The following is a 14,396-nucleotide window of genomic DNA, read 5'->3' on the forward strand; positions in this document are numbered from 1 at the left end:
GACGGGCGCCGGTGCTGGCCAGGACTCCGGACAGAACGGACGACTAGGGTCAGGCCCACGGTGCGGGTGATCTTCGCCTCGGCCGTCGTACGTCGGATGAGGGAACCAGATGAGGAGTCGAGGATGACACCGACGGTGGGAACCAACAGGCGGGCGTTTCTTCTCGGCTCGGCGGCGGCCGCCGCCGGCGTGATGCTCGGCGCGTGCTCGACCGGCGACGACACGGCCGGCGACGACACGGCCGGCAACGGTACGAAGGGCGGCGGCGGCAAGGCCGACGGCGTGGGGTCGAGCAAGAAGCCGCTCTCCGCGCCGGCCGAGTTCCACGAGGCGCCGATGCTGGCGGCCCAGGTGAAGGCCGGCGACCTCCCGCCGGTGAAGGACCGGCTCCCCGCGCGGCCCTACGTCGTCCCGCACAACTGGCTGGAGCCCGGCAAGTTCGGCGGCGAACTGCGGATGATGACGCCGAAGGTCAGCGACGGGCAGGTCCGCGAGTACATGTACGGCCACTCGATCCTGCGCTACCTCAACGACGGCATGGACATCGGCCCGGGAATCGCCGAGAGCTGGGAGTCGAACGCCGACGCGTCGGAGTGGACCCTGCACTTCCGCGAAGGTCTCAAATGGTCCGACGGCAAGCCGTGGACCACGGCGGACATTCTCTTCTGGTGGGAGGATCTCGTCCTCGACGAGGACCACTCCGCCGTGCCGCCGGACGAGATGCGGTCAGGCAAGGGCACGCTGGCGAAGATGACCGCGCCCGACGACTTCACTCTGGTCCTCACCTACGACGCCCCCGCTCCACTGACCGCCGACCGGCTCGCCACCTGGGTGAGCGGCGGCAACGGCGACGTCGGGCCGATCTGGACGCTGCCGCGGCACTACGTCGAGCAGTTCCACCCGAAGTACAACCCGGACGCACCCGCCGACTGGGCGTCGAAGGACGGCGTCTTCTACACGAAGGCCGACTTCGTCCGCAATCCCGAGTGCCCGACACTCACCGGTTGGCGCGTCACCTCGGTCAAGGAGGGCGAGGTCCTGCGCTGGGAGCGCAATCCGTACTACTGGTGTGTCGATCCCGACGGAAACCAGCTGCCGTTCGTCGACCGCCTCATCATGTCGGTGGTCCAGGACGCGCAGGTCGGCAAACTGCAGGTCCAGGAGGGCAGGTACGACTACGTGCACGGGCCGTTCGCCCAGCTCGCCCTCGCCGACGTCGCAGGGCTCAAGGAGACCGCCGACCGCAGCGGCGTGGAAACCGTCCTGTGGGACAACGGCGACGGCACCGGAAACGCCTGCTTCTTCTTCAACTACGACTATCACGACGAGAAGATGCGGAAGCTGATCCGGGAGCCGGCGTTCCGGCAGGCGTTGTCGCTCGCGTTCAACCGGGCCGAGGTCCAGAAGGCCGTGCACTTCGGTATGGGCGAGGCGACGACGGGGACGATGAGCCCGAAGGCGGTCGAGTATCACGTCGGCTCGGAAGGCCCCGACGTCTACCGAAGCTGGCGGGACGCGTACAACGCCTACGACCCCGAGGCCGCGAAGAAGCTGCTCGACGAGCTCGGCGTGGTCGACAAGGACGGTGACGGCAAGCGCGAGATGCCGGGCGGCGACAAGCTCACCATCGTCCTGACGTTCGCGGCCAACCCCAACGACGTCGTGTCGCAGTCGAACAACCTCATGGTCAGGGACTGGCGACGCATCGGACTCGACGTACGCGAGGATCCCATTCCGCCGGAGTCGATGGATCCGGGATGGCAGAGCGGAAAGATCATGGGCCGCGGCGACTGGGGCGTCGGCGACGGACCGAACTGTCTCGTCTTCCCCCAGTGGATCGTGCCGATCGAGCCGACCCGCTGGGCACCGCTCGAGGGCCAGTTCTACAACGTGCGGGGAACGCCGGCCGAGAACGCCGAACGTGACAAGGACCCCTACGACCGCACACCGCCCCGCATGGAGCCCGAACCGGGTGGCCCCATCGAGAGGCTGTGGAAGCTCTACGACCAGTGCAAGGTCGAGCCGGACGAGATGAAACGCCATCAGCTCGTCTGGGAGATCACCAAGATCCACGTCGAGGAAGGGCCGTTCTTCCAGGGTTCGGTGGCCAACACCCCGTCGCTCACGGTCGCGCACCGGGATCTCGGGAACGTACCCAGGAAGGAGAATCTCGCCCAAGGCGGGTTCACCGCACCGTGGATCCATCCGACACCGGCCGTCTACGATCCTGAGGCGTATTTCTGGCGCAACCCGGACGAGCACGGCGGAAGCGGTGCCGGCGCCTGAGCGAGCCGTCCAGCGCGGCGGCGCCGTCAAGGCCGTGAGCTCGTTCCTGCCGTCTGCCAGACTGGCCGCCTGACGTGCACCGGAGACGACTCCGGGCGGACCAGGAAAGGCGTGGACGGCAGCGGTGACGAACGACGACGTGTCCCAGCATGGTGGCGGCGACGAGGATCTGGTGGCGACGATCCGCAGGCAGCGGACCGAGAAGATCGCCAAGCTCCGGGCGGCGGGGGTGGAGCCCTACCCCTCCGGTCCGGTGGACAAGACCTCGGCGGCGGACGCCCTGAAGCTCACCGACGGTACCCCCGTCACCGTCGCGGGACGGGTGATGCTCTTCCGGGTGATGGGCAACATCGCGTTCGGCCGGCTCCATGACGAGAGCGGCGACATCCAGTTCGTGCTGTCCAAGAAGGATCTTGACCAGGGTGCCGAGCCAGGTCAGGGATACAAGTTCTGGATCAGGCACCTCGACCTGGGTGACTTCGTGAGCGTCGAGGGCGTACGGATGGAGACCAAGACGGGCGAACCGTCGGTCGGTGCCCGTGCGGTCACGCTGCTGGCGAAGGCGCTCCGCCCGCTGCCGGACAAGCACGCCGGGCTGGCCAACGAGGATCTGCTGCTCCGCAAGCGCTACCTCGACATCCTGTTACACCGCGACGTCCAGGACATGATCTATGCCAAGGCGCGGTACTGGCGGTCGATCCGGCGATTCCTCGAAGACCGCGACTTCGTCGAGGTGCAGACGCCCGCTCTGGAACACACCAGCGGTGGGGCCGACGCGCGTCCGTTCGTCACCCACCACAACTTCCTCGACACCGAGGTGTGCCTGCGGATCTCGATGGGCGAGCTGTGGCAGAAGCGCCTGCTCGTCGGCGGTCTGGAGAAGGTGTTCGAGATCGGCCGGCAGTTCCGCAACGAGAGCCAGAGCCGGGAGCATCTCAACGACTACGACCAGATGGAGTTCTACTGGGCGTACGCTAATCACGAGTGGGGAATGGCCCTGGTCGAGGAGTTGATGACCTACGTCGTCATGGAGACCTTTGGCACTCTGCAGTTCACCCTGCACCGCAACGAACGCACCTACGAGGTCGATCTGAGCCGTCCATGGGAACGCTACGACTACGTGGAGACGGTTCACCGGCTGACGGGGATCAATGTCCTCGACGCGAGTGTCGACCAGATGGTCGCCAGGCTTGACGAGCTGGGCGTTTCCTACGACAAGGCCGGTCTGAACCGCGCGCGGGCAACGGACTCGCTCTGGAAGCACTGCCGCCGCCAGCTCACCGGTCCAGGGTTCCTGGTCAACGAACCGTTGGAGGTGTCGCCGCTTGCCAAGCGCAGCGCCTCTCGTCCCGGAATCGTCGAGCGTTTCCACGTCCTGATCGCCGGCAGCGAACTCGGCAATGGTTATTCGGAGTTGAATGATCCGATCGACCAGGCCGAGCGGTTCGACCAGCAGCAGGCGTTGCGGGACGCCGGTGACAATGAGGCACAGATGGCGGACGATGATTTCGTCGAGGCGCTGGAATACGGAATGCCGCCCGCCTGCGGTTTCGGGATGAGTGAGCGGGTGTTCGCTTTCTTCATGGACAAGAGCATTCGCGAGTGCCAGATCTTCCCGCTCCTCAAGCCGGCCTCACAGTCCTGAGCCTCGCGGCACTACTCGCAGCGTGACGGGTCGGCGGAGACCGACGGGTGGCGCCCTGGTTGGGCGGGGCTTGCCTGGTTGGCAGGGTGGCTTGCCTGGTTGGCTGGGTTACTCGCCTGGTTGGCTGGGGCTGTGGTCGCTGGGCAAGGCGTTGATGCCGTTTCCGTGTCTCGAGGCCTGGTTGACCTGGCTTCGAGACACGGCGCGGGTCGTTCGGGCATGCCGTACTTGCCACGGTTCCACGGCGACGAAGGCGATCTGTCTTGTCAGCGGCGAGTCGTAGGCGCCGCACACGCATGCGCAATCAGTCGGGGCGTTGCGCGGCGAGTTCCTCGATCTCTCGCCTGTCGAGGGCATGGTCATAGGCGCCGAAGTCTTGGACCTCACCGCGGAACGCCCCGGGGACGTCCGGACCGACCCGAAGACCAGCGACAGTCGCGAGGGATCCCGTCACCTCACCGTGGGCGGTCGCGGCCAACCGTCCATCGACGTACACCGACACCGCGCCGCCGCGGCGGACGGCTGCGATGTGGTGGCGACCGGGCTCGAGAGAGTGCGCTGTCGTGGCGGTGACGCCGGCACTCATGGCGTGGACGGTGCCGCGGACGTCTGCGGGAGCGTCGGCCGCCGCGCCCGTGCAACTTCCCGTTGACGCGAAGAGCATTCCCGCGTGCTGGGTAAGGCTCGTGACCCGACTCCACTCCCGCAGGCCCCGCTCGCCGCGTGGAGTGTCGTCGACTTCGCAGACCTGGAGCGGTTCCCAACGCGGCCGGTCGTAGAAACGGCGGACGCTGGTCCAGTTGTGGTCGCCGTCGTACCGGAAGACCTCGCTACGGGGGATCGCGCCGGCGTAGAGCATGCCGTTGTACGACGCGAGTGCCTGCACCTCGGTGCTGTCACCCAGCCGGCCAAGGTCTTTCCACCTCGTGCTTCTTGGGCCCCATCGGACGACCTTGCCGAGCGGCCATGAGCCGAGGTGGAGTGCTTCGTCGAATTGGTCCAGCGTGTGAATCTGGTTGCAGTGCTCCTCATCACCCAGTGGATTGCCCAGGTCGGTCCAGGTGGTGCCGTCGTACGTCCAGACCGTGGCCGGATTGAGCGTCGCGAGGACGAGTGAGCCATCGTGGACCGTCATGGGATGAGCATGGGAGGCGAACGAACGCACCTTTTCCCAGGTCCGGTCGCCGCGATAGACGTGGACGGAGCAGTCGTCACCGGCGACGTAGAGGTCGCCACGGTAGGACGCGAGGCTGTAGAGCCGTCGGGAGGCACCCGGCTGGCCGCAGTCCTCCCACCGTCCTGGTCCTTCGTATCGGTAGACGCGGCAGGGCGTGAGGTCTTCGGTGTCCACGCGGGTCCAGTCATAGTTCCACGTCGCGGCGTAGAGGCTTCCGCAGTGGACGATGAGCGGTCCGACGCCATGCGCCGCACCCTTGCCGACCTGGCCGAGGTCCTCCCATTCCTTCCCACCATGGTGGCGGTACACGTGCGCCCAGTCAGCAACGGCCGGTGCGTCGGTGGACGCCGCGTGCAGATGTCCGTCGAAGACGGTGAGCGAATTGCTGATCAGGTTCGAGGAGGGGGATGGTCGTCCGCAGTCGATCCACCGCGGGTCGGTTCCTGCGTCTATACCGAAAGAGACGCGCAGTTCGTCACCGGGTCCGTTGTAACCGCCGGCACTGGATATGACGCCGAGGTTGAATCCGGTCCGGGACGTGGGGTCGAACGTGGTCGCCAGCCCGCCGGCGGATCCGGGTCGGTCAGCCGGCACCACCAGCCAGAGCGCGACGGTGAAGTCGGCGTCGAAGGCCACGTCGGTCATCCCACAGGGCTCCTTCGTCGTGGTACGAAACGTCCGAACGGCGTGCGGCTACAAGGATCCTGAGGATCGACCAGAGGAGTTGGCAAGGTCGTGTTGCCAGTGTGAACAGCTGGTCGGCGGTCCACAGTGGTCCGCCGACCAGCTCACGTCAGCATCGGGTGCAGACGACCTTCCAGCTCGTCAGCGGGTCTCTGACGCTATCCGTCGATCGTGACGGTATGGGAGTCACACCAAAGTGCAGTCGAGTCGTTGTTGCCGTCGACCGAGCACACCTTCAGACCGACGGAGTGGCCACCTGGGACGTTGCCCAGCGGGTCCCAGACGGCGGAGGTGTCGACACCTGTGCCGACGTACTTAGCACCTTTGTAGTCGCCATCGACCCAGGCCCACGCCTTGACACCGCGACCGTCCGCGCAACTGTCACCGACAATGACGTAGTCGTCGTTGTCGCCGCCGCCCGGTGCGCCAGGCCCGTAGTCCTGGAACTGTGCGAAGCCCTTCCACGCTGCATTGGGTGTCGTAGTGCACCCATCGAACGCCGTGACCACCGCGAAGGTGTCATCTGCGGCTACCGCCACGCCTGTGTTCACCATGACCGTCCCGGCACACAACGATGCCAGGACGAGTGCCTTGGCCGTGAGCCGTTGTTTTCTCAACTCCACTGTCGTCTCCTCTTCAGCTGGTCGAACCAGCGAAATTCACGAGAATCCCCTGATGAGACACGCGGCCACACCGTTGTTGCTGATGCGGTACGCATGTCGGATGCCTGAGAAACAGGTCGTCGGCGCGACAGCGGACTCACGCATCACGCAGATGTGTGGGCCCCCGCATATCCTGTGGCGCGCTCAAGCCTGATCCAGGCGCTGATGCATCGGGGACACGCGAACCAGGACCGAATGGTTCATAACGCCCAATGTGATCCGTGCCACGCGCTGTCCGGTGGAGGTCCGTCGCCCCGAGCATTCGGCGTGTCCGGTGAGGAAATGTCGGCGCCCTCGTTGATGATGTCCGCGTGCATGATCACGAGCGGACTGACCCATGATGTGGCGTACGCATGCGGCGACAGGGCTCGCCGCGGGCGCACTCCTGCTCACCGTCGTACCCGTCGATGGCATGGTGGACCAGTTTGCATGGGTGGCCGCCTGCGCGGGCGCGGCACTGATTCCTGACTGGGACCACCGCTCGTCCTCGGTGACGATCATGTGGGGCCCGCTGTCGCGCGTCGTTCATCGGTTGGTGCACGTCGTGTTCCGCGGCCACCGTGGGGGTACGCATGACTGGCTGGTGGCGCCGGCACTGTTCGCGGCACTGGCGTACGCAGCCTCACTGCATCCGATCTCGACCGGTGTCGCGGTCGCGGCGGTGGTCGGTGCGGCCCTGCGGGCGTTGGCGTTCGTGATTCCGGGTGACAACGAGAAGTTCTGGCCGGCGAACCTGCTCGTCTCGGCGGGGGCGGGATGGGCGGTGGTGACCTATGCGACCTACCCGTGGTGGCTCCCGCTCGCCTTCGGCCTCGGGGTCGTGGCGCATATCGTCGGGGACGCCGTGACCCGCGCGTCGGTTCCGCGTCCGCTGTCGTGGATCAACGGACGTCAGCCCGGGGACGACTACGACGACGGTCCGCTCATCACCGGCGCGTGGTACGAAGCGTGGATCGTGTTCCCGGTCCTGCTCGTGGTCACCATGGCGGGGCTGTGCCTGACCGTGCCGGAGCTCACGAACGTCGTGGCCGCCGCGGTGCAGGCCATCCGATAGGACTCCTCGCTCCGTTGCCCTGTGCCCGCCGTCGGGCACGAGATCCTGAGGCGAGACGTGCGGTCGAGAAGATGGTCCAGGAACTACCGGAACCAGCTGATCGCCTGCCCGTGGGACCTGGTCCAGGCCAGTGGCGTCCCGTCCAGTGCGAGCACGTTCTGCAGCGCGACTCCCGGCGGCTTCGGTAGTGCGTCGTAGGTCAGGACGTCCGGGGCTTCGTTCGCGATCCAGTGCCCGGGCAGCCCGCGTACCGTCTCGGCGAACGCGTCCCTTCGGGGCTCCGGCACCTGGTACAGCACCGAGGAGTGGAACACCACCAGCGTCGCGCGGGCCGGCGCGCGAGCGGCCATCGCCGGCAGGTCGTCGACCAGGTCGCCGCGCACGAGCAGCGGCGGGTCGGCCGCGGCGACGGCCGCCGCGGCCCGCAGCCGGGCGCGGCGGTGCGCGTGCTCGGGCCAGATGAGGGCGTCGAGCCAGGCGACATCCGCGGGGTCGGTCACGTCGAGCGGGTTCAGGTCCAGGCCGGCACGCCACACGACCGAGGGGGAGCGGGTCGGCGGCACCAGTCCGGTCGCCGCGCACTCCAGGACCGGTTCGCCTGAGCCGACCGTCTGGTCGCCGTAGCGGTAGGCGTACCGGTCGGGGTAGAGGCACAGCCCCGCCGATGCTCCGACCTCCAGCAGCGCGAGCGGCTGTGGCAGGGCGGCGAGCACCGGCAGCAGGACGGCGCACCGCCCGGCCTCGTTGGTCTGCGTGGCGCGGGTGCGCATTTCCACCCCGATCGCCGGCCAGTTCGCCACCGTGTAGTCGTGGAACGCGGGTGGGTCCTCGACCGGACCTCCGAGGAACCGTACGACGCCGAACAGCAGGTTCGGCTGCCGCTTGACCGGCGGGAGCGTGTCGAGCAGGGCCAGCGTCTCGTCGTCACGGGAGACGGCGAGCGACAGGCGCTCGTAGACGGGCGACACGCCGTGTGCCTCGCGCGCGGCGAACTCTGCGTACCTCTCGGCGGTCTTCATGAACGGATGATCCCGCCGCCGCGCCGGAGGCGGGCTCACGGGGTCCCGGTCTCCTCGCGACCCAGGACTACCCGACCGACCGCGCTCCGCGATCAGCCGGCCCGTGGCGCTGGCGGAACCGCGAACTGGCGGCATGGCGCCAGTCGAGGTTCTGGACCAGGGCGATCGCGGGGTTGTACGACTGACCTGTCCCGGCGACCCGAGCCTTCGATCCGCGGCCGGGGCCAATCAGGAGACCAGGCAAGCAAGCTTGGAGATCGTATGGGTGCCCGCGTGTCCACGCCCGCTGTACAGGTCCGCGGCGGCCTGCTGCTCGCCGTCGCCGCCATCCTGCTCGCTCCGTTGCTGTCGGCCACCGACGCGTCGGCCGGAGGAGGGCTGACCATCACCCGCCCGCAGGCACCCGAGGAGCAGCGGCGGGTCATCATCGAGCTGGCCGGTGCACCGGCGATGACGATCCTGAACGCAGAACACCACCAGTCGCGGACTCTTTCGAACGCGGCCCTGCGCCAGCTCGAGGGCCGGCGTGGCGAGCTCGCGGATCAGCACCAGAAGCTGGACCAGGCGGCCCGGTCCGCGGGCATTGACGTGACCGAGGACCGGGAGTTCTCCCTGCTGTTCAACGGCGTTGCCGCACGCGTGCCGGCCGGCCAGGTGGGGCGGCTTCGTGACCTTCCGGGTGTCCGCGTGGTCCACGACGACGCCACGATGAGGGCGGCGCTCGACGTCAGCGTTCCGCACGTGGGCGCTCCTGAACTGTGGCGGCGTACGGATCCCACCGGTGCCCGCGTCACCGGGAAGGGTGTGACGGTCGCGGTCGTCGACACGGGGATCGACTACACCCATCCGGCCCTCGGCGGCGGCTTCGGTCCCGGACACAAGGTGATCGGCGGGCACGATCTCGTCGCGAACGACGCGGACCCGATGGACCAGAACGGTCACGGTACGCATGTAGCCGCCACCATCGCCGGCAGCGGCAGCGGCAGCGGCAGCGGCGGTGGCGGCGGCGAGGTTCCCGCCCTCGTCGGCGTGGCTCCCGACGCACACCTCACTGCCTACCGCGTCCTCAACGCCGCCGGCTCCGGTGCGATGTCACAGGTTCTCGCCGGGCTCGAAGCGGCCGTCGATCCCGCCAGTCCACACCGCGCGGACGTCGTCAACCTCAGCGTGGGCGGACCCGGTGACGGCACCGATCCGCTGAGCCAGGCCAGCAACCGCGCCACCGACGCTGGGGTCGTGGTGGTGGCCTCGGCCGGCAACAACGGGCCGGGTCCCCGAACGATCGGCAGCCCCGCCGCCGCCGCGAACGTCATCGCGGTTGGCGCGTCGGCGACGGGGGTCCGCACACCCGCCCTCGAACTCACCACGCCCGAACGAGAAACCCTGCAGGCGTGGGCACTGGCGTTCTCCGCCAACGCTCCGGCCAAGCCGGTCACCGCCGGCGTGGTGGACCTCGGACCCGGCGAACCTGCCGATCTCGTACCCGAGAAGCTGCGGGACAAGCTGGCCCTCATTCACCTGCGGCCACCGCAGGATCCCGGGCCTGATCCGTTCGAGACCGCGAAGCTGGCCGAGTCGGCGGGCGCGGTGGGTGTGGTCTTCCACCCCGGTGCCGGTGGCGACCAGACGCCCGGGCCGCTCGCAGGAGGCACCGACGGCGAACTTCTCCCGCGGTTGTCCGTGGGTTCCGGCGACGATGGCAGGCTCGACCGGCTGGTGGCCCTGAGCGCGGACAGTACGGAGTACGCGCAGCTGCGTGCCCTGTTGGCGCAGGGAACCGTCCGCGTGCGAATCGTGGGCCTCGACCGCACCGACACCTTGGCGTCGTTCAGCTCGCGCGGGCCGAACGATCGCTACCACCTCAAACCCGATCTGGTCGCACCCGGTGTTCAGATCCGGTCGGCGTATCCCACCTCGCTCTGGGAACCTGGCGTCGCGCGGTTGAGTGGCACCAGCATGGCCGCTCCTCATGTCGCCGGCGGAGCCGCTCTGCTCCGGCAGCTGCATCCAGACCGGCATGGTCTCCAGATCCGTTCGATGCTCGTCGGAAGTGCACGACTGCTTGCCGGCCGTACGCCGACCGAGCAGGGTGCCGGACTTCTCGACCTTCCGGCCGCGGCCACGTCGTCGGTTCTCGCCTCGCCGGCAACCCTCTCCCTCGGCCTCGCGGACCTGTCACGGACCCGCGTCACGTCCACCGGTCAGGTCACCGTGACGAACACGTCGGCGAACGCCGTTCAGCTCGAACTGCGCGGCGTGCCGGCGGGAAGCGACGCGGGGTCGGTACGCGTCGCACCGAACCGGGTGACGCTGCCAGCGGGTGGATCGGCAGCCGTCACCGTCACGGTCTCGGGAGAGAGGCGAGCCGCCGACACCGATCTCGGCGGCTGGATCGAGGTCGACGCGCCGGGCCGCTCGTCGGACTCACGTGTTCCGTACCTGCTCGCGGTCGCGCCCCTGCACGTCTTCGTCGCACCGGATCCGAGTGAGGGTCCCAGCGAGGTCTTCGCGTACACGCCGGTGGACCTGAGCGAACCGCCGACCGTCACCGTCCACCACCCCGGGGGCGACTCCACCCAGGTGGGGATGGTGCCCTACCACGCGCGTACGTGGCGGGCAGCCGTGACAGGTCCACGTCCGGGCACGTACGACGTCGACGTCAGCGCGGTCACGACGCCTGACCACGGGGGCGTCACCCTCGCCGGCTCGTCGGCGTTCGAGGTCCTCGACCGCGACGCCGGTGGAACCGAGTTCGAGCCGGTCGGTCCGCACGGCGATGCCGGTCCGTTGGCCTTCTCGCTGGCGGCACCTGACCAGCTGGTCGCCCTCGGCAACCGCTCGATCTGGGTTTCGCCGGACCGGGGACGGACCTGGACCCAACGCGGACGGTTTCCGGCCCTCGTTTCCACGGTGAGTCGTCCCGTCGTGGACCCGACCGACGGGAAGCGAATGTGGCTCACCGTCTCGCCGGGGGACGCCGACTTCCCGGTCTACAACGGCAAACTGCTCCGCACCGACGACGGCGGCCGCTCCTGGACCGAGATGGGCTGGCCCGACGGCGGACACCGTCACGTGGGTCTTGCCATCGACGACACCGGACGAGCTCTGGTCGCCCACTCGTCAGAGGCCGTCCACGTGAGCCACGACCAGGGCGCACACTGGGCGACCTATCCCGCCCCGGCACCGGGGGTGAGATCGGTGACCCTGTCCGGAGCCGACCTGTACGTCGCCACGAACGACGGCCTGTGGCTGGTGCGCGACATCACCGGCACGCCACAACCTGCGGACCGCATCCTCACGCCGGCGTCCGGGCCGCGCTGGATCAGCAGCTTCGCCACCGACGGCACGGTTCTGGCGGCCGCGGGATTCGACACCGGCGTTCTCGTCTCCACCGACGGCGGGCAGTCGTGGCGGTCGGCCTTCATGCCGCCGACCCGGCGCGTGCACGGTGTGTGGGTCGCCGATGGTGTCGTGTACGTCGCGAGCTACAGCCGGCTCTTCGTCGGGCGGGACCACGGCACCAGCTGGACGGAGTGGGAGAACCCCGTGCCCGGCGGAGTCGCTGCGGAGGTCGGATCCGCGCCGTGGTCGGGCAACGGCGATTCCGAAGCCGAAGCCGATGCCGATGCCGATGCCGATGTGGTGGTCTCGATTTCTGGCGCGGGTGTGTACGTCACCGATGACGGCGGCGCCAGCTACCGCCGACTCGGATTCCCCGGCCAGACCGTCTATGACCTGGCGATGCCCCGTGACGACCAGGGACGCGACGTGCTCGTCGCCGGCACCATCCGCGAGACTCACCGGACACCCGCACCGACCGGTCCCGTCGTTCCCGAAACCCTGGAGTGGGGAACGAACGGCGCCGAGGGCACCTTCGCGACCGCGGTCCGGCACGTGGCGGTGTCGCCGCAGGACCCCCGAACGCTGTGGAAGGTCCGGCCGAACGCCGTCGGTGGCTTCGCGGTGGAACGCAGCGACGACGCCGGAGGTAGCTGGAAACCTGGCACCGTCTACGGCGGCACGCCCACGGCCCTGTTGGTCCACCCGGCCGACCTGCGCCGAGTCGACGTGGCGGTCCGCCAGCCGGACGGCGTCTACTTCCTGCGTACGAAGGACAACGGCGCCACCTGGAAGCGCTACCTCGCACCAGGCGATGGCGCCCTGATCCACGCGCTGGCAGGTGATCCACGCCGGCCGGACCGGATCTGGATCGGCGGAGACGACGGGCTCTGGCGATCGGACGACGGAGGTGAGACCGCGACGCGGATCGCCGCCGGAACGTTCCGCACCGTCCTGGTCGACTCCCACGAGCGCCGGGTCATCGCCGGAGGCGACCGCGTTCTCACCAGTGAGGACAACGGAAAGACCTGGCGGACCGGTGACCTCGGGTCGCTGCCCACCATGGTCAACGACCTCATCACGTCGCCGCGTGACCCCGACACGATCTACGCGGCCAGCGGCACCTTCGAGGTCGGGGACGTCCACCACGGCGAGCCCTTCGCCAACGACGTCCTCTGGCAGACCGGTCGCGGAGTCCTCAGGAGCAAAGACGGCGGCAGGACGTGGGCCAACGTCTCCGCCGGCCTGCAGAACACGTCGGTCAGGTCGCTGGCGATGACGGCCGACGGCGGGTGGCTCTTCGCCGGAACGGACGGTGGCGGCGTACACCGCCTTCAGGTCAGTTCTCCTCGATGAGCGCCTGAATCCCGTCGAGCAGACGCTGGAAACCGAACGCGTGCGCCACCGTCATCGATTCGGCCGTCCCCTTGTCGAAGCCGCCGCTGTTCCAGATGTGGGTCATCGTCGGATGGCGTTCGCCGTCGAAGTACTCCTCCCACAGCAGCGTCCGTTCGTGCCACCAGTCGTCGTTGGACTGTCCGGTGAGGCGTTCGAGTTCCGCGCTCTCGGCGGTACGGCCGCAGGTGGTCTCGACGTACGTGCCGATGGCGAGCGCGGCGGCGTCCATCTGTTGCGGGCTCAGGCCGGTGTCGAGGAAGGCGGACAGCACGTACTCCCGTTCGGCCAACATCCCCGGACCGATCGGTGGCCTGATGGTGGAGATGTGGCGTAGCCACGGGTGTCGTTGGTACATCGTGCGGGTGCGTTCGGCATAGAGCTCGACCTGTGCGCGCCAGCCCGGCGGTCGCGGCTCTCCGGGCGCGGGCAGTGCCCTCTCGGACAGGGCCTCGTCGACCATTAGGTCGATGAGATCGGGCTTGGACGGAACGTAGGTGTAGAGCGTCATGGCCGCCACGCCCAGCGATGCCGCCACGGCGTTCATCGACATCGCCGGCAGTCCCTCGGCATCGGCGAGGGCGATCGCGGCGGTCACGACGGCGTCGAGGGTGAGCCGTGGCTTCCGTCCCCGTGCTGGCTTGGTCTTCCCGCTCTCGCCACTCGCGTCGGCGTTGGCGGCCGCGACCCCCGCCGCGGGCGCGGGCGGGCCGGTTCGGGAACGACGCCACAGCAGGGCAAGGAGTCGGTCGGGATCCGTCCCGCCGCCGCTGTACTCGATCGTCATCGCCTGCTCGTCGTCTCGTGCCGGTTCGCCGGCGATCCAGGGTACGCAGGACTGCGGTGAGCCCAGCGTCGCGTCGCAGGGGCGATCCTACATTCTCGTATGCCGTACACTAAATCATTCTCGTCATACGTACGGAAAAGAGAGGGGATGGCCGGAAGTGACGATTCTGGTGACAGGAGCGACCGGAAGCGTCGGGCGGCTCGTGGTCGACCACCTGCTGGCGGCCGGGGCGACGGACGTCCGTGCGCTGACCAACAAGCCCGAGAAGGCGGCGCTGCCGAACGAGGTCGACGTCGTCAAGGGCTACATCGGCCTGCCAGAGACCCTCCCACCCGCCATCGAGGGCGT

Annotated in this window: 9 protein-coding genes; 5 read left to right on the forward strand and 4 right to left on the reverse strand. The window is 68.5% G+C overall.

Features of this window, described 5'->3' with window-relative positions:
• Positions 1–123: 123 nt before the first annotated feature.
• A complete protein-coding gene (locus tag ABN028_RS26570) occupies positions 124–2,286 on the forward strand; it encodes an ABC transporter substrate-binding protein (protein WP_349698507.1) in 2,163 nt (720 codons plus the stop codon).
• A gap of 124 nt (positions 2,287–2,410) precedes the next feature.
• Positions 2,411–3,931, forward strand: coding sequence for a lysine--tRNA ligase (locus ABN028_RS26575; protein ID WP_349698508.1), 1,521 nt, complete (start codon positions 2,411–2,413; stop codon positions 3,929–3,931).
• A 304-nt stretch (positions 3,932–4,235) separates the two neighbouring features.
• On the opposite strand, the gene ABN028_RS26580 is transcribed toward ABN028_RS26575, so the two are convergent.
• Positions 4,236–5,753: a LamG-like jellyroll fold domain-containing protein gene (locus tag ABN028_RS26580; RefSeq protein ID WP_349698509.1), complete on the reverse strand. Its 1,518-nt coding sequence runs from the start codon at positions 5,751–5,753 to the stop codon at positions 4,236–4,238.
• A 197-nt stretch (positions 5,754–5,950) separates the two neighbouring features.
• Positions 5,951–6,415, reverse strand: coding sequence for a hypothetical protein (locus tag ABN028_RS26585; protein ID WP_349330547.1), 465 nt, complete (start codon positions 6,413–6,415; stop codon positions 5,951–5,953).
• Positions 6,416–6,791: 376 nt separating this feature from the next.
• Between ABN028_RS26585 and ABN028_RS26590 the strand changes: the two genes are divergently transcribed.
• Positions 6,792–7,508 carry a metal-dependent hydrolase gene (locus ABN028_RS26590; RefSeq protein WP_349330548.1) on the forward strand — a complete coding sequence of 239 codons (717 nt, stop codon included), beginning with the start codon at positions 6,792–6,794 and terminating at the stop codon, positions 7,506–7,508.
• Positions 7,509–7,591: 83 nt separating this feature from the next.
• Here the strand turns inward: ABN028_RS26590 and ABN028_RS26595 are convergent, their stop codons facing one another.
• On the reverse strand, positions 7,592–8,527 hold the full coding sequence (locus ABN028_RS26595) for a DUF2332 domain-containing protein (protein ID WP_349698510.1): 936 nt from the start codon (positions 8,525–8,527) through the stop codon (positions 7,592–7,594).
• Positions 8,528–8,800: 273 nt separating this feature from the next.
• Between ABN028_RS26595 and ABN028_RS26600 the strand changes: the two genes are divergently transcribed.
• Entirely contained in the window at positions 8,801–13,222 is a 4,422-nt protein-coding gene (locus ABN028_RS26600; protein ID WP_349698511.1) for a S8 family serine peptidase, read from the forward strand.
• On the opposite strand, the gene ABN028_RS26605 is transcribed toward ABN028_RS26600, so the two are convergent.
• Entirely contained in the window at positions 13,206–14,048 is an 843-nt protein-coding gene (locus ABN028_RS26605; protein WP_349698512.1) for a TetR/AcrR family transcriptional regulator, read from the reverse strand. The two genes, ABN028_RS26600 and ABN028_RS26605, sit on opposite strands and share 17 nt — an antisense overlap.
• A gap of 157 nt (positions 14,049–14,205) precedes the next feature.
• On the opposite strand from ABN028_RS26605, the gene ABN028_RS26610 reads away from it, so the two are divergent.
• The coding region (locus ABN028_RS26610; RefSeq protein ID WP_349698513.1) for an SDR family oxidoreductase at positions 14,206–14,396 on the forward strand (191 nt) is incomplete at its 3' end.

Origin of the sequence: Actinopolymorpha sp. B17G11 (assembly GCF_040196095.1) — a bacterium.
Taxonomy (GTDB): Bacteria; Actinomycetota; Actinomycetes; order Propionibacteriales; family Actinopolymorphaceae; genus Thermasporomyces.

Coding starts and splice junctions, on each gene's coding strand:
- ABN028_RS26595 (WP_349698510.1), bottom strand. CDS start 8,527: ATGAAGACCGCCGAGAGGTACGCAGAGTTCGCCGCGCGCGAGGCACAC.
- ABN028_RS26580 (WP_349698509.1), bottom strand. CDS start 5,753: ATGACCGACGTGGCCTTCGACGCCGACTTCACCGTCGCGCTCTGGCTG.
- ABN028_RS26570 (WP_349698507.1), top strand. CDS start 124: ATGACACCGACGGTGGGAACCAACAGGCGGGCGTTTCTTCTCGGCTCG.
- ABN028_RS26590 (WP_349330548.1), top strand. CDS start 6,792: ATGATGTGGCGTACGCATGCGGCGACAGGGCTCGCCGCGGGCGCACTC.
- ABN028_RS26605 (WP_349698512.1), bottom strand. CDS start 14,048: ATGACGATCGAGTACAGCGGCGGCGGGACGGATCCCGACCGACTCCTT.